The 19,181-nt window shown below is 74.3% G+C and carries 18 protein-coding genes; 13 read left to right on the forward strand and 5 right to left on the reverse strand.

Features of this window, described 5'->3' with window-relative positions:
• Positions 1–22: 22 nt before the first annotated feature.
• Complete coding sequence (locus ACFQH9_RS25315) at positions 23–778, reverse strand: GntR family transcriptional regulator (protein ID WP_379569678.1); 756 nt, start codon at positions 776–778, stop codon at positions 23–25.
• A gap of 183 nt (positions 779–961) precedes the next feature.
• Here ACFQH9_RS25315 and ACFQH9_RS25320 point away from each other — a divergent pair, with 183 nt between their 5' ends.
• The 6 genes from ACFQH9_RS25320 (at position 962) to ACFQH9_RS25345 (ending at position 6,961) form a co-directional block, all read left to right on the forward strand.
• Entirely contained in the window at positions 962–1,849 is an 888-nt protein-coding gene (locus ACFQH9_RS25320; RefSeq protein ID WP_379569680.1) for a Cgl0159 family (beta/alpha)8-fold protein, read from the forward strand.
• A gap of 47 nt (positions 1,850–1,896) precedes the next feature.
• On the forward strand, positions 1,897–2,874 hold the full coding sequence (locus ACFQH9_RS25325; protein ID WP_379569682.1) for a substrate-binding domain-containing protein: 978 nt from the start codon (positions 1,897–1,899) through the stop codon (positions 2,872–2,874).
• 70 nt (positions 2,875–2,944) lie between these two features.
• Complete coding sequence (locus tag ACFQH9_RS25330) at positions 2,945–4,015, forward strand: ABC transporter permease (protein ID WP_379569684.1); 1,071 nt, start codon at positions 2,945–2,947, stop codon at positions 4,013–4,015.
• Positions 4,016–4,028: 13 nt separating this feature from the next.
• On the forward strand, positions 4,029–4,844 hold the full coding sequence (locus tag ACFQH9_RS25335; protein WP_379569686.1) for an ATP-binding cassette domain-containing protein: 816 nt from the start codon (positions 4,029–4,031) through the stop codon (positions 4,842–4,844).
• A 75-nt stretch (positions 4,845–4,919) separates the two neighbouring features.
• Positions 4,920–5,957: a Gfo/Idh/MocA family protein gene (locus ACFQH9_RS25340; RefSeq protein ID WP_379569688.1), complete on the forward strand. Its 1,038-nt coding sequence runs from the start codon at positions 4,920–4,922 to the stop codon at positions 5,955–5,957.
• Complete coding sequence (locus tag ACFQH9_RS25345; protein WP_379569690.1) at positions 5,954–6,961, forward strand: Gfo/Idh/MocA family protein; 1,008 nt, start codon at positions 5,954–5,956, stop codon at positions 6,959–6,961. The genes ACFQH9_RS25340 and ACFQH9_RS25345 overlap by 4 nt, the downstream gene beginning before the upstream one ends.
• 138 nt (positions 6,962–7,099) lie before the next feature.
• Here the strand turns inward: ACFQH9_RS25345 and ACFQH9_RS25350 are convergent, their stop codons facing one another.
• Complete coding sequence (locus ACFQH9_RS25350) at positions 7,100–8,140, reverse strand: LacI family DNA-binding transcriptional regulator (RefSeq protein WP_379569692.1); 1,041 nt, start codon at positions 8,138–8,140, stop codon at positions 7,100–7,102.
• Positions 8,141–8,379: 239 nt separating this feature from the next.
• Between ACFQH9_RS25350 and ACFQH9_RS25355 the strand changes: the two genes are divergently transcribed.
• From ACFQH9_RS25355 to ACFQH9_RS25365, 3 genes are read left to right on the forward strand one after another with little or no spacing between them, the layout of a single operon-like run.
• Positions 8,380–9,552, forward strand: coding sequence for a phytanoyl-CoA dioxygenase family protein (locus ACFQH9_RS25355; protein ID WP_379569694.1), 1,173 nt, complete (start codon positions 8,380–8,382; stop codon positions 9,550–9,552).
• Positions 9,553–10,326 (forward strand): SDR family oxidoreductase, encoded by a 774-nt coding sequence (locus ACFQH9_RS25360; protein WP_379569696.1) that lies wholly within the window; start codon positions 9,553–9,555, stop codon positions 10,324–10,326. It abuts the gene before it with no gap.
• A 22-nt stretch (positions 10,327–10,348) separates the two neighbouring features.
• Positions 10,349–11,218 (forward strand): TIM barrel protein, encoded by an 870-nt coding sequence (locus tag ACFQH9_RS25365; RefSeq protein ID WP_379569698.1) that lies wholly within the window; start codon positions 10,349–10,351, stop codon positions 11,216–11,218.
• Positions 11,219–11,240: 22 nt separating this feature from the next.
• Here the strand turns inward: ACFQH9_RS25365 and ACFQH9_RS25370 are convergent, their stop codons facing one another.
• Positions 11,241–12,443 carry an MFS transporter gene (locus ACFQH9_RS25370; RefSeq protein ID WP_379569700.1) on the reverse strand — a complete coding sequence of 401 codons (1,203 nt, stop codon included), beginning with the start codon at positions 12,441–12,443 and terminating at the stop codon, positions 11,241–11,243.
• 74 nt (positions 12,444–12,517) lie between these two features.
• Positions 12,518–13,060 carry a DUF6069 family protein gene (locus ACFQH9_RS25375; RefSeq protein WP_379569702.1) on the reverse strand — a complete coding sequence of 181 codons (543 nt, stop codon included), beginning with the start codon at positions 13,058–13,060 and terminating at the stop codon, positions 12,518–12,520.
• A 106-nt stretch (positions 13,061–13,166) separates the two neighbouring features.
• Here ACFQH9_RS25375 and ACFQH9_RS25380 point away from each other — a divergent pair, with 106 nt between their 5' ends.
• Together ACFQH9_RS25380 and ACFQH9_RS25385 are read left to right on the forward strand one after the other, a co-directional pair.
• A complete protein-coding gene (locus ACFQH9_RS25380; protein ID WP_379569704.1) occupies positions 13,167–13,580 on the forward strand; it encodes a hypothetical protein in 414 nt (137 codons plus the stop codon).
• 151 nt (positions 13,581–13,731) lie between these two features.
• Positions 13,732–14,793 carry a zinc-dependent alcohol dehydrogenase family protein gene (locus ACFQH9_RS25385; protein ID WP_379569706.1) on the forward strand — a complete coding sequence of 354 codons (1,062 nt, stop codon included), beginning with the start codon at positions 13,732–13,734 and terminating at the stop codon, positions 14,791–14,793.
• Positions 14,794–14,805: 12 nt separating this feature from the next.
• Here the strand turns inward: ACFQH9_RS25385 and ACFQH9_RS25390 are convergent, their stop codons facing one another.
• The gene (locus ACFQH9_RS25390) at positions 14,806–15,846 is read right to left on the reverse strand and encodes an aldo/keto reductase (protein ID WP_379569732.1); all 1,041 of its coding nucleotides are present in this window, start codon (positions 15,844–15,846) and stop codon (positions 14,806–14,808) included.
• 112 nt (positions 15,847–15,958) lie between these two features.
• Here ACFQH9_RS25390 and ACFQH9_RS25395 point away from each other — a divergent pair, with 112 nt between their 5' ends.
• Positions 15,959–17,785, forward strand: coding sequence for an NAD(P)-binding domain-containing protein (locus ACFQH9_RS25395; protein WP_379569708.1), 1,827 nt, complete (start codon positions 15,959–15,961; stop codon positions 17,783–17,785).
• A gap of 98 nt (positions 17,786–17,883) precedes the next feature.
• Positions 17,884–19,092: an NAD(P)/FAD-dependent oxidoreductase gene (locus ACFQH9_RS25400; RefSeq protein WP_379569710.1), complete on the forward strand. Its 1,209-nt coding sequence runs from the start codon at positions 17,884–17,886 to the stop codon at positions 19,090–19,092.
• Positions 19,093–19,181: the final 89 nt, after the last annotated feature.

Raw genomic sequence — 19,181 nt, forward strand, 5'->3', positions numbered from 1 at the left:
TTGCGCGTTCAACCTTCCCGCGTCAGCTCGTGAGGTTGAGCTCGAAGGAGTACCGGCTGGCGCGGTAGAGGTGCGAGCCGTACTCGACGGCCTTGCCCCCGGCGTCCCAGGCGGTGCGGGTCATGGTGAGCAGCGGGGCACCGCGGGCCTCGTCGAGGATCCGTGCCTCCGCCGCGCTCGCCGTCCGTGCGCCGACGGTCTGGTTCGCCATGCGCGGCACGTGCCCGGCCGCGCGCAGCAGGTCGTAGAGGCCGTTGCGCTCCAGGTCCTCCCGGCGCGGCCGCAGCACGTCGACCGGCACGGCGTTGTGCATCAGCGCCAGCGGCTCGTCGCCGGCGTAGCGCAGCCGCTCGATCCAGGTGACCTCGGACCCGAAGGGGATCCCGAGCGCCTCGGCGATCTGGTCGGGGGCCGGCCGGACCTCGAACTCCCGGATCTCCGTGCGCGGCGCCTGCCCGCTCTTGAGCAGGTCGTCGTACAGGCTGGACAGCTCGACGGGGCGGCGGACCTTGGGGTGCACGACCTGGGTGCCGACGCCGCGCTTGCGCACGAGCATCCCGCGTTCGACCAGGTAGGAGATGGCGCGGCGCATGGTCGGGCGGGAGACCCCGAGCCGGTCGGCGAGCTCGACCTCGTTCTCCAGCCGGGAGCCGACGGGGATGTCGCCCTCCTCGATCTGCTGCTGCAGCCGGGTCGCGACCTGGTAGTAGAGCGGTACGGGGCTCGTCCGGTCGAGGGTGACGTCCGGGACCAACGCTCCGCTCGCCTGTCGGTCCACGCGCCACCGCTCCTCTCCATGTCCTGACAAAATATGTCAGGACAAACCATTGACGTACAGCGCTGACGAGCGTACACCTAACGCGGTGTTCGGAGTCACAACGAATCCGATCATCCGCCCGGCAACGGTTGCCGGGTGCCGGCCGGTGGAGGGGACGCGTGGCGATGCCGCTCGTGAGTCTCGGTGCGTGAGGCCGTGCTGACGGACCTCGTGCGCACCCGCGCGCACCGTCCCGACGCCGTGGCCGAGGCCGCCGCCGCGCGCCGCAGGCCCGCCTCCCCCTTCGGCGAGCACGGCCGGCTCATGATGGTCGCCGCGGACCACCCCGCCCGGGGTGCGCTGGCCGCGGGCACGCGCCCGATGGCGATGGCCGACCGCGCCGACCTGCTCGACCGGCTGGCGCTCGCGTTGTCCCGGCCCGGGGTCAACGGCGTCCTCGGCACGCCGGACGTGCTGGAGGACCTGCTCCTGCTCGGCGTCCTCGACGACAAGGTGGTCGTCGGCTCGATGAACCGCGGGGGCCTCGCCGGCACCGCCTTCGAGCTCGACGACCGGTTCACCGCCTACGACCCCGCGAGCCTCGCCGCCGCCGGGTTCGAGGGCGGCAAGATGCTCCTGCGGATCGACGCCGACGACGCGGCCAGCGTCGCCACGCTCGAGTCCTGCGGGCGTGCGGTGTCCGGCCTCGCCGGGCACCGGCTGATGGCCATGGTCGAGCCGTTCTGGTCCCGCCGCGTCGACGGACGGGTCCGCAACGAGCTCACCGTGGAGGCGATGACCCGGGCGATGACCGTCGCCGCGGGTCTGGGCACCACCTCGGCCTACACCTGGCTGAAGGTGCCGATCCTCGGGGACGGCGGGGCGGACATGGCGCGGGCGATGGCCGCGACCACCCTCCCGGCGCTGATCCTCGGCGGGGAGGTGGCCGCCGACCAGGAGGCCACCTTCGCCACGTGGAGCAAGGCGCTCGCCCTGCCCACGGTGCAGGGGCTGGTCGTCGGCCGGTCCCTGTTGTATCCACCGGATGACGACGTCTCGGGGGCCGTCGACGCCGCGGTCCGGTTGCTGTAGAAGCACCGCACCACACACTCACCGTTGAGAGTTCGGGAAGGACAAGGATGTTCCGATCAGGCAAGCGGGTCGTGGCCCTCGTGGCGGCCCTCGCCGGAGCGGCGCTCGTCGCGGCCGGTTGCAGCAGCCAGGGCGGTGCGCAGCAGACCAACACGAACGCCACGGCGCAGCGCTTCACGATCGCGATGATCACGCACGAGCAGCCGGGCGACTCGTTCTGGGACAAGATCCGGGCGGGCGCGCAGCAGGCGGCCAGCGAGCTCAACGTCGACCTGAAGTACTCGAACAACCAGGACGCCGGCCAGCAGGCCACGCTGGTCCAGAACGCGATCGACTCGAAGGTCAACGGCATCGCCGTGACCCTCGCCTACGCCGACCAGGTCGGGCCGGCCGCGCAGAAGGCCGTGCAGGCGGGCATCCCGACCGTGGCCTTCAACTCGGGCATCAACGAGTACCAGAAGTACGACATCCCGATGTACTTCGGTTCCGACGAGGACCTGGCCGGCCAGTCCGCCGGCCAGCGCATCGCCCAGGCCGGCGGCGGCAAGGCCCTCTGCGTGGTCCAGGAGCAGGGCTCGGTGGCGCTGGAGGCCCGCTGCGCCGGCGTGAAGAAGAGCTTCCCGAGCACGGAGAACCTGCAGGTCAACGGCGCCGACCTGCCGTCGGTCCAGCAGACCATCGGGGCGAAGCTGCAGCAGGACCCGTCGATCACCGACGTCGTCACACTGGGTGCCCCGATCGCGCTCGCCGCGCTGCAGGCCAAGACGGACGCGGGCAGCCAGGCCAAGGTCGTGACCTTCGACCTCAACGCCGACGTGGCCAAGGCCATCCAGAGCGGCCAGATCCAGTTCTCCATCGACCAGCAGCCCTACGTCCAGGGCTACATGGCCGTGCAGTCGCTGTGGCTCAACCTGACCAACGGCAACGACCTCGGCGGCGGCAAGCCGGTCCTGACCGGCCCCTCCTTCGTGGACAACACCAACATCAGCAAGATCGCCGAGTACGCGGCGAAGAACACCCGCTGATCCGATCCGCCCGGGGGGGCCGCCGCCCGGCGCCCCCCGCGGGCGGGACCCGAACCAGGAGCGTCCAGCGATGAGCTCACCAGTCGCGACCCCGCCGTCGCCCCCGTCCACGCCCTCCACCGGCGCCGAGCCCGTGCGCGTGCAGCGTTCCCTCGGCGCGCGCATCCTCTCGCGGCCGGAGGTCGGCTCCCTCGCCGCGGCGATCGCGATCTTCGTGTTCTTCTTCGCGATCGCCCCGCCCTTCCGCACCGCCGAGGCCCTCTCCACCGTCCTCTACTCCGCGTCCACCATCGGCATCGTCGCCCTCGGCGTGGCGCTGCTGATGATCGGCGGCGAGTTCGACCTGTCCTCCGGCGTCCAGGTCACCACGGCCGCTCTGGCCTCGTCGATGATCAGCTACCAGTTCTCGCTGAACGCCTGGGTGGGCGTTCTCGTGTCGCTGATCATCGCCCTGGCGATCGGCTTCCTCAACGGCTGGCTGCTGATCAAGACGAAGCTGCCCAGCTTCCTGATCACCCTCTCGACCTTCTTCATGCTGCAGGGCATCAACCTCGGCGTCACCAAGCTGCTGACCGGCGCCGTGGCCACCGAGAACATCTCCGACCTCGACGGCTTCGCCTCCGCCAAGGCGATCTTCGCGTCGGACGTCGACCTCGGCTTCGTCAACGTCAAGGTCTCGGTGTTCTGGTGGATCCTGTTCACCCTGGTCGCCACCTGGATCCTGCTGCGTACGAAGACCGGTAACTGGATCTTCGCCGTCGGCGGGAACCAGGACTCCGCCCGTGCGGTCGGTGTCCCGGTCGCCCGGGTCAAGATCGGCCTGTTCATGGGCGTGGCCTTCTGCGCCTGGTTCCTGGGCCAGCACCTGCTGTTCAACTTCTCCACCGTGCAGGCCGGCCTCGGCGTGGGCAACGAGCTGATCTACATCGTCGCCGCGGTCGTCGGCGGCGCGCTGCTCACCGGCGGCTACGGCTCGGCCATCGGCGCCGCGATCGGCGCGTTCATCTTCGGCATGACCACCCAGGGCATCGTCTACGCCGGCTGGGACCCCAACTGGTTCAAGACCTTCCTGGGCGTCATGCTGCTGCTCGCCGTCCTGCTCAACCTGTACGTCAAGAACTCCGCCTCGCGGCGCAAGTAGGGATGTGACCCCGATGACCGACACCATCGCCGAACACGCCGCCCGTGACCTCGAGGTCGGCACCCCCCTCGTCGAGATGGAGGGCGTCGGCAAGAGCTACGGCGCGATCCGCGCGCTCGAGGGCGTCAACCTGACCGTCAACGCCGGCGAGGTCACCTGCGTCCTGGGCGACAACGGCGCCGGCAAGTCCACCCTCATCAAGATCATCTCCGGGCTGCACCCGCACACCGAGGGCACCGTCAAGGTCGACGGCAAGGAGGTGCACTTCGGCAGCCCGCGCGAGTCGCTGGACCACGGCATCGCGACCGTCTACCAGGACCTCGCCGTGGTCGGGCTGATGGAGGTGTGGCGCAACTTCTTCCTCGGCTCGGAGCTGCGCAAGGGCCGGTTCCCGGGCGCCCCGCTCGACATCGCGGCGATGCGCGAGATCGCCGACTCCGAGCTGAAGAAGATGGGCATCTTCGTCAAGGACATCAACCAGCCCATCGGCACCCTGTCCGGCGGCCAGCGCCAGTGCGTGGCGATCGCCCGCGCCGTGTACTTCGGCGCCCGGGTGCTGATCCTCGACGAGCCCACCGCCGCACTGGGCGTCAAGCAGTCCGGCGTGGTGCTCAAGTACACCGCCGCCGCCCGCGACGCCGGCCTGGGCGTCGTGTTCATCACCCACAACCCGCACCACGCCTACATGGTCGGCGACCACTTCATCATCCTGAAGCTGGGCCGCCGGGTGCTGGACAAGAAGCGCTCCGAGGTCTCCCTCGAGGAGCTGACCGCCGAGATGGCCGGCGGCCAGGAGCTCGCCGAGCTCGCCCACGAGCTCAAGCGCTGACCCGCGCGTCCGCGGCCGGCCCCCGGGTGGGGACCGGCCGCACGCGCGTGCCCACCCCCGCCCCGGAAGGACCTCATGAGCACGCTCCGCATCGGCCTCGCAGGCCTCGGCCGCATGGGCCGCATCCACGCCGAGAACCTCGCCGGGCGGTGCTCCGCCGCGCGCCTCGGCGTGGTCTTCGACGCCGACCCCGGCGTCGCCCGGGAGGCGGGCGAGCGCTACGGCGTGCCGTGGACGGCGAGCTACGAGGACCTCCTCGCCCACCCCGCGGCCGAGGCCGTCGCCATCGCGACGCCGACCGGCGCGCACGCCCCGATGACCGTGACCGCCGCCCGCGCGGGCCGGGACGTGTTCTGCGAGAAGCCGATCGCGCTGGACCGGGCGACGACGGTCGGGACGGTCGAGGAGGTGCGCCGGGCCGGCGTGTTGTTCCAGGTCGGCTTCCACCGGCGCTTCGACCCGGACTGGGCCGCCGTGGCGGAGCGGATCCGGGCGGGCGAGCTGGGCGAGGTCGCGCTCTTCCGCAGCTCGCTGCGGGACATGGCCTCGCCGCCGGCGTCGTTCCTCGCCGGGTCCGGCGGGTTCTTCCGCGACGTCACGGTGCACGACCTCGACGTCGCCCGCTGGCTCGTCGGCGAGGTCGTCGAGGTGACCGCGCACGGCGCCGCGGTCTCCGATCCCGAGGGCTTCGCCGCCGTCGGCGACGTCGACACCGCCGTCGTGGTGCTGCGGTTCGCCTCGGGCGCGCTCGGTGTGATCGACAACAGCCGCGCCTCCGGCTACGGCTACGAGTGCTCCACCGAGGTGATGGGCAGCCTGGCCACCGCACGCATCGACAACCCGTACCGCCGCGGGTACGAGTGGCGCACACCGGGCCTGACCAGCCGCGACCTCGTCGCGGACTTCCAGGAGCGCTACCCGCTCGCGTACGCCGCGGAGCTCGACGCCTTCGCCCGCGCCGTGCTCGACCGCACTCCGGTGCGCGTGTCGGGCGAGGACGCCCTCGCCGCGTTCGACCTCGCCGAGGCGGCGGACGAGTCGTGGCGCACCGGCCGGACCGTCGCCGTCCGGTACACCGGCACGGGCTACGAGCGCGCGGGGGTGCGCGCGTGAGCGGACTGCGGATCGGGCTGCTCGGCGCGTCCCGGATCGCCGACGAGGCCCTCGCCCGGCCCGCGGCCCGGACGGAGGACCGGCTCGTCGCCGTCGCGGCGCGCGACCGGGGGCGGGCGGAGAACTTCGCGCGCCGGTTCGGCGTGGAGCGGGTCGTCGAGGACTACGCGGCGCTGCTCGCCGACCCCGAGGTCGACGTCGTCTACAACGCGCTGCCGAACGCCCTGCACGCGCCGTGGAACCTCGCGACGATCGCCGCGGGCAAGGCGTTGCTCGCCGAGAAGCCCTTCGCCGGCACCGCGGCCGAGTGCCGTGAGGTGCGCGACGCCGCCACGGCCGCGGGCGTGCCGGTGTTCGTCGGGTACCACTACTTCCACCACCCGCTCTACCGGCGGCTGGCGGACGTGGTGGCGTCCGGCGGGATCGGCGAGGTCACGGCCGTCGAGACGCGGATGCGGATGCCCGCTCCCCCGCCGGACGACGTCCGGTGGTCCCTCGCCCTCGCCGGCGGCGCCCTCATGGACCTGGGCTGCTACGCCGTGCACACGGTGCTGATGCTCGCGCCGTCGTTGGGTGGCACGCCGTCGCTGCAGGACGCGCGGGCGGGCGAGCGCTCGCCGGGCGTCGACGAGTGGGCCGACGCGACCTACCGCTTCCCCGGCGGCGCCGAGGGCCGGATCCACTGCCACATCGCCGCGCCGGGCTGGGAGATGTCGCACCGGGTCGTCGGGACCCGCGGCGAGGTGCTGGCGCCGATGTACGCCCTGCCGCACCGCGACGACCGGCTGATCGTGCGGACCGGGACCGACGAGCGGGTCGAGCGGCTGGGCACCACGCCGACCTACGACTTCCAGCTCGCCGCGCTCCGGGCCTCCCTGACCGGCACCGCGCCCCTCCCCCGCGGCGCCGACATGGGGTTCAGCGTGGAGATCGCGGAGCTGCTCGACGCGATCTACCTCGCCGCCGGCCTCCCCCTGCGCCCCGCCGCGGTGCCTGCGCACTGAACGGCACCCGTCGCGCATCATGGAACGATCATGCGCTGGATCCGGGCTGGAGATCGAGCCATGGAACCACAATGCGGCCGCTGCTGACCCTGCTGACCCTGCTGACCCTGCTGACCCTGCTGACCCTGCGCAGCCGGCTCAGGAGGGGCGCGGCGGCGCGGTGGTGCGGCGGACCGTGAGGTAGGGCTCGAGCACCTGTTCGGGCCCCGCCCCGGCGCGGTCGCCGTCCAGCCGGGCGACCACCGCCTCCACCGCACGCCCGGCCAGCCCGGCGGTGTCCTGCCCGACCGTGGTCAGGCCGACGTGCGCCATGCGCGCCAGCGGGTCGTCGTCGTAGCCGACCACCGAGACCCGGCCCGGGACGTCGATCCCGTTGCGGGCCAGGGCGTCGAGCAGGCCGACGGCGACGCGGTCGTTGAACGCGACGACGGCGGTCGGCGGCTCGCCACCCGCGAGCAGGGCCTCGGCGGCGCGGATCCCGATGATCTCGGTGCCCGAGGGCGTGCCGTGGCCGGGCAGCACCCACGGCTCCAGACCCCGGGTGGCCATGGCGCGCAGGTAGCCCTCGCGGCGGTCCTGCGCGACCGTGCCCGGCCCGCCGTCGACGTAGGCGATCGCCGTGTGACCCAGTCCGTGCAGGTGGTCGACGGCCAGCGCGGTGCCGGCCTCGTCGGCGGTGCGGACGACGTCCGGCCGCGCCCGGTCGGCGGCGGGCGGCGGGTCGAGGCGCCGGCACAGCAGCACCAGCGGGACGGTGGCCGCGAGCTCGCTGAGCCGGGCGGCGGGCGCGTCCGGCCCGATCAGGACCAGCGCCTCGCAGCGGGAGTCGAGCAGCGTCTCGACCGCGCGGTCCTCGCCGCGGCTGCGGGTGATGGTGGAGAGCACGAGGTCGTAGCCGCGGGCCTCGGCGGCGTCCTGCAGGTGCTCGGCGACGTCGGCGTGGAACGGGCTGCGGACGTCGATCAGCAGCCCGATCAACCGGCTGCGGCGGCGGGCGAGCAGGCTGGCGGCACGGTCGGGCCGGTAGCCCAGCCGCTGCGCCGCCTCGAGCACCCGGGCGCGGGTCTCGGAGCTCGGGCCGGGCGCGCCGCGCAGCACGAGGGAGACCGAGGCGGGCGAGACGCCGACCGCCGCGGCGACGTCGTCGAGCCGGACCCGGCGACCGCCGTTGCCCGCCATCCCACCTCCTCGCAGGACCGCGCCCCGCCGCGGTCCGCAGTATGGAACCACAACGCGCCCGGGCCGGGTCTCCACGCGCATCGTGGTTCCACGACGCGAGGGACCGTCCGGACGGCGAGCCGCCGGAGGGCCTTGACACCACCCCGCCGCGGACTGGACCATTCTCGTGTTTGAAGCGCTTTAAAACACCAGCGCGCCCGGCGGGGCCTCACCCGCTTCACGATCCCGGAGGACCTTCGATGACGAGCTCCGTCCGCCCGCACGCCCCCGCGTGGCTCGACCCCGCCGAGGCCCGGCTCGACGACCTGCGCGCGGTCGTCGAGCAGGGCACCGATCCGGCCGCGTTCCCCCGCGCCGAGGTCGTCTCCGGCGTCACGGTCTACGACGGCGAGCGACTGCGCCGCGAAGCCGCGGCGGACCGCCGCGCCGTCCAGGCCGAGCTGGTGCGAGCCCTGCTCGAGGGCCCCGGGATCGTCGTGATCACCGGCGCCTACCCGGACCGCGGGGTCGTCGACCGGGCCACCGCCGCGTTCTTCGCCCTCATCGAGGAGCAGAAGGCCGCGGGCACGGCCGTCGGCGACCACTTCGCCAGGCCCGGCAGCAACGACCGGATCTGGAACGCCCTGGAGAAGCTGGCGGTCGCCGATCCGGACACCTTCGCCGCCTACTACGCCAACGACGTCCTCGCCCTGGTCTCCGAGGCCTGGCTCGGCCCGGCCTACCAGGTCACCTCCCAGGTCAACGTCGTGAACCCGGGCGGCCCCGCGCAGAGCCCGCACCGCGACTACCACCTCGGCTTCATGACCCCGGCCGGCGCGGCCCGCTACCCCGCCCACCAGCACGCGCTCACCCCCGCGCTGACGCTGCAGGGTGCCGTGGCGCACTGCGACATGCCGGTCGAGACGGGCCCGACGCTCTACCTGCCGCACTCGCAGAAGTACGCGCACGGCTACCTGGTGGCCGAGCACGAGGAGTTCCGGGCGTACTTCGCCGAGCACCACGTGCAGCTGCCGCTCGCGACCGGCGACGCGGCGTTCTTCAACCCGGCGCTGCTGCACGGCGCCGGCACCAACCGCTCAGCCGACGTCCGGCGGATCGCCAACCTGCTGCAGGTCTCGTCGGCCTTCGGGCGGGCCATGGAGTACGTGGACCGGGCCCGGGTGTGCCGCGCGGTGCTGCCGGCGCTGCGCCGGATGCGGGCCGCGGGCGCCGCCGAGGCCCGGATCCGGCAGGTCATCGCGGCCGCGGCCGAGGGCTACGCGTTCCCGACGGACCTGGACCGCGACCCGCCGGTCGACGGGCTCGCCCCGGCCTCGCAGGCCGACCTGCTCACCGAGGCGGTCCTGCTCGGCCACGACGACGACACCTTCGCCGCGACGCTCGCGGCCCACTCGGCGAAGCGAGGCTGCTAGATGCTGCTGGAGGGCAAGGTCGTACTGGTGAGCGGCGGCACGACCGGGGTCGGCGCCGCCGTCGCCCGCGCCGCCGCCCCGGCCGGCGCGTCGGTCGCGGTCACGGGCCGCCGCCGGGAGCCGGGCGAGAAGGTGGCCGCGGAGCTGCGCGAGCTGGGCGCGGCCGCCCTCTACCGGCCCTGCGACGTCGCCGACCCGGCCCAGGTCCGCGCCGCGGTCGACTCCGTGGTCGCCGAGTTCGGCCGCGTCGACGGGCTGGTCAACGCCGCCGGCCTCACCGACCGCGGCAGCCTGCTCGACACCACGCCCGAGCTGTTCGACCGCCAGATCGCGATCAACCTCAAGGGCCCGTTCTTCGCGATGCAGGCCGTCGTGCAGGACATGCTGCGCCGCGGGGCCCCCGGCTCGATCGTCAACATCGGGTCGGAGGCGGCCAACGGCGGCGCCCCCGTCCTCGCCCCGTACGTCGCGGCCAAGGCGGGTCTCGCCGGCCTGACGAAGAACGCCGCCCACGCCCATCGCTTCGACCGGATCCGGATCAACCAGCTGAACATCGGCTGGACGGACACCGAGGGCGAGGACCTCACCCAGCGCCGGTTCCACGCGGCCGGCGACGACTGGCGCGAGCGCGCCGCCGAGCGGCTGCCCGCCGGCCGCCTCGCCGACCCGGACGAGATCGCCGAGATGGTCGTCCTCCTGCTCTCCGACCGCAGCGGCGTGGTGACCGGGTCCGTCCTGGACTGGGACCAGGCCGTCGTCGGCGCCCACGACTGACCCCCGACCCGAGAGGCACACCATGTCCGCACCCAAGATCGCCGGCGCCCCCATCTCCTGGGGCGTGTGCGAGGTCCCGGGCTGGGGGTACCAGCTCACGCCCGAGCGCGTGCTCGCCGAGATGGCCGAGGTGGGGCTCGTCGCCACCGAGTTCGGCCCGGACGGCTTCCTGCCCGACGACCCCTCCGCCAAGGCCGCGACCCTCGCCGCGCACCACCTCACCGCGGTCGGCGGGTTCACCCCCACCCTGCTGCACCTGCCCGACCACGACCCGGTGCCCGAGGTCGAGGCGCTGCTGCCGAGCTACGCGGCGGCCGAGGCCGGCACCCTCGTGCTCTCCGCCGACACCGGGCTGACCGGCTACGACTCCCGCCCGGAGCTCGACGACGCCGGCTGGAAGACCCTCCTGCTCAACCTCGACCGGATCACCGCGGTCGCCGCCGCGGCCGGCATCGAGACGGTGCTGCACCCGCACGTCGGGACCATGGTCGAGACCGGCGACGACGTCCGGCGGGTGCTCGAGGGGTCGTCGATCTCGCTGTGCCTGGACACCGGGCACCTGCTGATCGGCGGCACCGACCCGGCCGAGCTGACCCGCCAGGCCCCGGAGCGGGTGGCGCACACCCACTTCAAGGACGTCGACCTCGGGCTGGCCCGCCAGGTGCAGGACGGGCGCCGGACCTACACCGACGCCGTCCGGGAGGGCATGTACCGCCCGCTCGGCACCGGCGACGTCGACTTCGGCTCGATCGTCGCGAGCCTGCGCGGGCGGGACTACCGGGGCTGGTACGTGCTGGAACAGGACACGATCCTCACCGAGGTGCCCACCGGGGTCGGCCCGGCGGGCGACGTGCACACCAGCGTGGAGGCCCTGCGCGGCCTGCTCGCCTGACGGCCCGCGCGTCCGGCGCCCCTCAGCGGGCAGGGGTGCCGGGCGAGGCCCGGGTCCCGACGGCGAGCAGGGCGGCGGCCCCGCCGACCGCCGCGAGCAGCACGAACAGCTCGGGGTAGCCGCCGAGCGGACCGGCCAGCGCGGCGCCCGCCCACGGGGAGATCGCGGTGGCCGTCATCGCCGGGGCCGAGAGGAGACCGCTCAACCGCCCGTAGTGCGCCGCGCCCCACCGGTCGCTCACCGCGGTCGCCTGCAGCAGGGTGAAGATCCCGCGCACGGCCCCGGTCAGCATCGCGAGCGCGACGAGCAGCGGGACGGGGCCCGGCAGCACGCCGAGGACCAGCGTGGTCGCGCCGAGCGCGGCCAGCACCAGCACCGTCCGGGCCCGCGCGGGCAGTGCCGTGAGCCGGCCGTAGCCCAGTCGGCCGAGCACCTGCCCGACGCCGCCGAGGCCCAGCGCCCACGCCGCCGTGCCGGTGGAGAGCCCGCGCTCGAGCAGCAGCGGCACCTGGTTGACCACGACGGCGAACGCGGTGAAGGCGCCGAGCCCGATCGCGAGCGTGACCAGCACGAAGGGACGGCTGCGCGCGATGGGTCCGGGATCGGCGTGCGCCCCGTCCCCCGGTGCGGGGGCGTCGGGCCACGGCCCGCGCAGCCCGAGCAGGTGCGCCGGCACGGTCACCACCAGCAGCACCCCGGCCAGGACGAGGTAGGTGTGCCGCCAGCCCAGGTGCCCGAGCAGGGTCGCGGTGAGCGGGGCGAACACGGTGCTGGCCAGCCCGGCGAGCAGCGTCAGCACCGTGAGCGCGGTGACCCGCCGCGGACCCCACCAGCGGGTGAGGGCGGCGAAGGCCGGCGGGTAGAGGGTGCCGGCCATGGCGACGCCGGCCAGCAGCCAGGCGCCGAGGAAGGCCGGGTAGGAGGGCGCGAGCGCGATCCCGGCCACCGCGGGCACCCCGGTCGCGGAGGCCGCCGTCATGAGCCAGCGCGGTCCCCACCGGTCGAGGGCGCGGCCCACCGGGATCCCGACCAGGGCCGAGGTGACCAGGCCGGCCGAGAACGCCCCGGTGACCGCGCCGGTCGACCAGCCGGTGTCCCGGGAGAGCGTCGGCGCCAGGACCGGGAAGGCGTAGTAGAGGACGCCCCAGCTCGTCACCTCGGTCACGCACAGCACGGCGAGCACCCGGCGCAGTCCCCCGCGCCCGAGCTCCGCCCTCCCGTTCACGTCCGCCACCCTGCCCCGTGCGCCGCCGGCCCGCCGGCTCCGCGCCGGAGGCGGTCGGCGCCGTCAGCGCCGCGTCAGCGGATCCTGCGCGCCGAGGCCCCGGCGCCCGCCACCAGACTGCTGATCACCAGGCCGATCACGAGGTGGATCACGGCGTTGGCCACCCGCTCGCCGATCGGCGCGGAGCCGAGCAGCGGGAGCAGGGCCGCGACCACGGTCACCAGGCCGACGATCCACGACAGGTAGGTCATCGGCCGCGGCGTCGACAGGAGCAGCAGGTGCGCGAGGCCCGTCGCGGCCAGGGCGGCCACCGCGGACAGGACGCAGAGCAGGATCGTCCGCGAGTCGCCGAGCGCGCCCGAGCTGGCCGGGCCGTTGAAGGCGATCCGCAGGACCGCCCGCACGATGAGCGTGCCGACCAACGCGATCAGCGCCGCGACGATCGCCGTGGCCACGCCCGCCGCCCACAGCCGGCCCGCGTCCACCGAGGGCCGCGGCTCGCGCGGCGGCTCGTACTCCTGCGCGTACTGCGGCTCCTCGGACCCCGGGATCCGCCGGGTCTCGTCCCCGCGGTCCCAGGTGCCGTACCCGCCGCCCGATCCGTAACCGCCGGCCATCCCGTTCCCCTCGCCGCGCCACACGTGGTCGGGGTGAGTGTGTCGACGGCTCGCTCGGCGGCCAAGCCGCCACGGCGCCACGACCGGGTGGGCCTACCCTGGGCCCGTGCCCGCCACCCCGCCCGGACCCGCGCACCCCGGCGACGCCCTGCAGCCGCCGAAGCTCCTGCTCGGGATGGTCGCCGCGGCAGCCGTGGCGCACGGCGGGCTGGCCGTGGTCGGCGGGGCGGTGTGGGCACAGGTGCTGTCGGGGGTCCTCTGCCTGGCCGGACTGGTCGCCGTCGCCCTCCTGGTGGCACGGCCGGTGCCGCACGTCGTGCTGGGCACCGCCGTGCTCGGGATGCTCGGGGTCGCGAGCTTCCTCGGCGTCCTCGGCGCCGCCCTCGCCACCGGCGGGCACCCCGTGTCCGGCTGGGTGGGCCCGTGGGGCGTCGCCGCGGTGATCGCGGACTCCTCCGTGGTGCGGATCGCCGCGGCCGTGCTGCGCCGGTCGGAGAGCGCGACCCGGCGCCGGACCTGACGCGGTACGCGCCCGGCAGCCCCGTCGCCCCGCCCGTCCCCACCACGACCTGCCCTCGGACCTGCCCTCGGACCTGCCCTCGGACCTGCCCTCGGCAGGCCCTGGCCCCGCCCGCGCCGCCCGTCCGGTCCGACACGGTTACGTTCACGGCATGCCACGCATGATCCGCTTCCACGAGCTCGGCGGCCCCGAGGTGCTGCGCATCGAGGACCTGCCCGTCCGCGCACCCGGCCCCGGCGAGGTCCGCCTCCGGGTCGACGCGGTCGGCCTGAACCGGGCCGAGGTCAACTTCCGCCGCGGCACCTACCTGGAGGACCCGCGGCTGCCGGCGGGGCTGGGCACGGAGGCGGCCGGCGAGATCCTCGAGGTCGGGCCGGGGGTCGACGGCTGGGCCGTGGGCGAGGCGGTCAGCGTCGTCCCCGCCTTCTCGCAGAACGACTACCCGGTCTACGGCGAGGAGGCCGTGGTCCCGGCCGCGGCGCTGGTGCGTCGGCCGGAGGGGATGGACGCGGTCACGGGCGCGGCGGTCTGGATGCCGTACGTGACGGTGTACGGGATGGTCGCCGAGATCCTGCGGGTGCGGCCGGGCGACCGGGTCGTGGTCACCGCGGCGGCGAACAGCATCGGCGTCGCGGCGCTGCAGGTGCTGCGGTACCTCGGGGCGGTGCCGGTGGCGACCGTCCCGGCACCCGGGCCGGAGGCCGCGCTGCGCGAGGCGGGGGCGGCGGAGGTCGTCGTCACGGGACCGTACGAGGGCGACGGCCGGGTGGTGCCGGGTGGCGGTTCGCTGGCCGGGGCCCTGCGTGCGGCGTTCGTGCGGGCCGACCCCGGCGGTGCGGTGCGCGATCCCGGCGGCGACCCCGGCGCCGACCTGGTGCTCGACGCCGTCGGCGGCCCGCAGGTCGACCAGCTCGTCAGGGCCTGCGCACCCGGGGCGAGCGTGGTCGTCCACGGCGGGTTGTCCGGACTGCCCACTCCCCTGCCCGGCGGCGGGTACGCGGCGGTGTGGCTGCGGCGCTACCGGGTCTTCGAGGTCACCGGCGACCCGGCGGCGCTGCGCCGGGCGATCGCGTTCGTGCGGGCGGGGCTGGCGGGCGGGGCGCTGCGGCCGGTGATCGACCGCATCTTCGACTTCGACGACGTCGCGGCCGCCCACACCTATCTCGACTCCCCGGACCGCGCCCCCGGCAAGCCCGTCCTCCGCGTGCGCTGAGGGACCGCGGCGTCAGGCCCAGGGGCGGTGGGCGCGGGCGGCCCAGTACTGCTCGGCGGGCTCGGCGAGGTCGAGCAGCTCGTCCTCCACCTCGGCCGGGATCTCGAGCCCGGTGGCGGCGACGTTGCTCGCCAGCTGCGCGGGGTCGACCGCGCCGGAGAGCACGATCCCCGCCCACGGCTCGGCCAGCACCGCCGCGATCGCGAGCCGGTCGACGCTGGTGCCGAGCTCGTCGGCCAGGGAGGCGATCCGGTCGTCCCGGGAGGCCGTGGCGCCGCCCGGGGCCAGCCGCCCGTTCGCCAGGGCCTCCTTGACGATCACCTTGGCGCCGGCGTCCGCGGCCTCGGCCAGGGCCGGCCCCACGGACGGCTCCAGGACGTTCCAGGTGCTCTGGAACGAGGTGAACAGCGGCTCGCCGTCGACGTCCACCTCCAGCGCGCGCCGCACGGCCTCGGCCTGCCGCGGACCGGAGGTGGAGATCCCGACCCGGATCCCGTGCTCCCGCAGGTCGGCCATCGCGCGGTGCAGCTCGGCGTCGTCGAGCGCGCCGGTGTCCAGCGTCGCCGAGTGCACGTGGTAGACCGCGAGCCGGCCCCCGAGCAGCGCCAGCGACTCCGCGGACTGCTCCGCGAAGGCCTCGACGGAGTGGTCCTTGACCTCGTGGACCCGGGAGCCGGAGCTCGCGGAGTCGACCACCGGCCCGGAGACGGAGCTCGCGGGGTCGACCACCGGCACCCCGTCGAGCCGCCACTCGCCGACGTACCGGTACCCCCACTTCGACCCGATCTCGACGTCCCCGGTGCCGGGCCGCGCGGCAAGCCAGCCCGCGAGGAACTCCTCGGCCCGCCCGTAGGAGCGGGCGGCGTCGACGTACCGGATCCCCGCCGCGTACGCCGCGTCGAGCACCGCCCACGTGCGCTCGCGCAGGGCCTCGACGTCCCGCGCGTCGCCGAGGTCGCGATCGCGTCCGGCGGTGATGTACGCGGGCCTGCCGACCGCGGCCAGCCCGATCCCGATGCGGCGTACGGAGCTCACGACCCCACGCTGCCACATCCCGCGGCCGACCAGGGTTGCAACGGCGCTGCAACCCTTGATCCCCGCGCCACGGGCGGCTTGGCTGGAGTGGCACGCACCACAGGTACGGGAGACGGACAGGGAGGTCCGCATGACCCAGACCCTCGAACCGGCCACCCCCACGGCGGCCCGCGAGCGGGTCGACGCGTGGCTCGCCGACTTCGAGGCCGCGCTCGCGGCCCGGGACGCCGAGCGGGCGGCCGGCCTCTTCGCGACGACGTCGTTCTGGCGCGACCTGGTCGCGTTCACCTGGAACATCAGGACCGTCGAGAACCGCGACGGCGTCGCGGACCTGCTGCGGTCCACCATGGAGTCGACGGACGCCCGCAACTTCCACGCCACCGAGGAGCCCACCGAGGCCGACGGCGTCGTCGACGCCTGGATCGGCTTCGAGACGGCGGTCGGCCGCGGCCGCGGGCACCTGCGGCTCACGGACGAGGGCGCCTGGACCTTCCTCACCACCCTCTACGAGCTCAAGGGGCACGAGGAGCCGCAGGGCGAGCGGCGGCCGATGGGCGCCGAGCACGGCGTCAACCGGGAGCGGGTCACGTGGTCCGAGGCCCGCCGTGCCGAGCAGGAGGACATGGGCCGCACCCGCCAGCCCTACGTCGTGGTGGTCGGCGGCGGGCAGGGCGGCATCGCGCTCGGCGCGCGGCTGCGCCAGCTCGGGGTGCCGCACGTCGTCCTCGACCGCCACCCGCGGCCCGGCGACCAGTGGCGCAGCCGGTACAAGTCGCTCTGCCTGCACGACCCGGTCTGGTACGACCACCTGCCCTACCTGGACTTCCCGAAGAACTGGCCGGTCTTCTCGCCCAAGGACAAGATCGCCGACTGGCTCGAGATGTACACGAAGGTCATGGAGGTCAACTACTGGTCCTCCACGACCTGCCGCTCCGCCTCGTACGACGAGGAGAAGAAGGAGTGGACCGTCGTCGTCGACCGGGACGGCGAGGAGATCACCCTCTACCCGAAGCAGCTCGTGCTCGCCACCGGGATGTCCGGCAAGCCGAACGTGCCGCAGCTCCCCGGGCAGGACGTCTTCAAGGGCGAGCAGCACCACAGCTCCCGGCACCCGGGCCCGGACGCCTACAAGGACAAGAAGGTCGTGGTCATCGGGTCGAACAACTCGGCCTTCGACATCTGCGGCGCGCTGTGGGAGGTGGGCGCGGACGTGACGATGGTCCAGCGCTCCTCGACCCACATCGTCAAGTCCGACTCGCTGATGGACCTGGGCCTCGGCGACCTGTACTCCGAGCGCGCGCTCGCCGCCGGGGTGACCACGCAGAAGGCCGACATGACCTTCGCGTCCATCCCGTACCGGATCATGCACACCTTCCAGCAGCCGGTGTACGCGGCGATCAAGGAGCGGGACCAGGACTTCTACGAGCGGCTGGAGGCCTCCGGCTTCCGCCACGACTGGGGCGACGACGACTCCGGCCTGTTCATGAAGTACCTGCGCCGCGGCTCGGGCTACTACATCGACGTCGGCGCGGCGGACCTGGTCGCGAACGGCGACGTGAGGCTCGTGCAGGGCCAGGTCGTCGAGCTGACCGAGCACACCGTGAAGCTCGACGACGGCGCGGGGAACATCTCGGAGCTCGAGGCGGACCTCGTCGTCTACGCAACCGGGTACGGCTCGATGAACGGCTGGGCAGCCGAGCTGATCAGCCAGGAGGTCGCCGACAAGGTCGGGAAGGTGTGGGGACTGGGCTCCGACACCACCAAGGACCCGGGCCCGTGGGAGGGCGAGCAGCGCAACATGTGGAAGCCCACCCAGCAGGAGGGGCTGTGGTTCCACGGCGGCAACCTGCACCAGAGCCGCCACTACTCGCTCTACCTCGCGCTGCAGCTCAAGGCCCGGCTCGAGGGGATCCCGACCCCGGTGTACGGCCTGCAGGAGGTGCACCACCTGCGCTGACCGTGAGGATGGCGTAGCCGCGGGAGCCCGGCGGCGGACGCGTCGACCACGTGCCCGGCCACGTGAGTCGATCTCCGCCGTCGGGTAAGCCCCGTCACATGCATGTCGAACTCCTCGTCGTGGGCGGCGGACCGGCCGCCCTCGCCGCCGCCACCAGCTACCGCGACCACGGGGGCCGCGGCGCCGTCGTGCTCGTCTCGGACGACAGCGCCCCGCCGTACTTCCGGCCGCCGCTGTCGAAGGGCTACCTGCGCGGCGAGTCCGAGGCGGGCGACACCGAGCTGACCCCCGCCACCACCTACACCAACCGCGGGATCACCCTGCTGCTGCGGCAGGGCGTGACGACGCTGTCCGCGGGTGATCGGGCCGCGCAGCTGTCCGGCGGCGCCCGCATCACGTTCAAGGCGTGCGTGCTGGCCACCGGTTCCGCCCCGAAGCCGCTCCCGGTGCCCGGCGCCGACGCGCCCGCCGTGGCCATGCTCCGCTCGCTCGCCAGCGCCGAGCAGCTCCGCGCGGCCGCCCGCACCGCCCGCAGCGCCGTCGTCGTCGGGTCCGGTTTCATCGGCTGCGAGGCGGCCGCGTCCCTGGCCCGGCGCGGCCTCGACGTCACGGTCGTGAGCGCCGAGGACCTGCCGCAGGAGAAGCGGCTCGGTGCCGACGCGGGCCGCCGGATCGCGGGCTGGCTCGCCGAGGACGGGGTCACGCTGATCGGCGGCGTGCAGGTCGAGGCGATCGAGCCGCTCGGCGACCCCGACCAGCGGCCCCGCCGGGTGCGGGTGTCCGGGCGGGACCCGCTGGAGGCGGACCTGGTGCTGGTGGCGGGCGGGATCGACCCGAACGTCACCCTGGCCCGCGCCGCCGGGCTGCGGGTCGAGCAGGACCGGGTGGTCGTCGACGAGCACATGCGCGCCTCCGTCCCGGGCCTGTACGCCGCCGGCGACGTCGCCTACGCGCGCAACGCCACCGCGGGCCGTCACCTCGTGGTGGAGCACTGGGGCGAGGCGGAGGCGATGGGCACGGTCGCGGGCGGGGTCGCCGCCGGCGCCGACCTGCGCTGGGACGCCGTACCCGGCTTCTGGACCGAGATCGGCGACCGCACCCTCAAGTACGCCGCCTGGGGCGACGGCTACGACCGCGCCCGCCTGGTCGACCACGGCGGCGGCGCCTTCACCGTCTGGTACGCCGACGAGCAGGGCCGCGCGGTCGGGGTGGCCACCCACGAGGCGGACGAGGACTACGAGCGTGGCAGCGAGCTCGTCGCGGCCGGGAAACCGATCCCGGACGTGGCGACGGTCACTGAGGAGTAGCGAGCGGACGGCCCTCCGGGTACCTCTCCGTCGATCGTTCTGCGGTTCGACAGGGAGCCCGGCGTCGCACGCGACGCACCGTGGGATCC

This window comes from Pseudonocardia lutea (genome assembly GCF_042658055.1).
Taxonomy (GTDB): Bacteria; Actinomycetota; Actinomycetes; order Mycobacteriales; family Pseudonocardiaceae; genus Pseudonocardia; species Pseudonocardia lutea.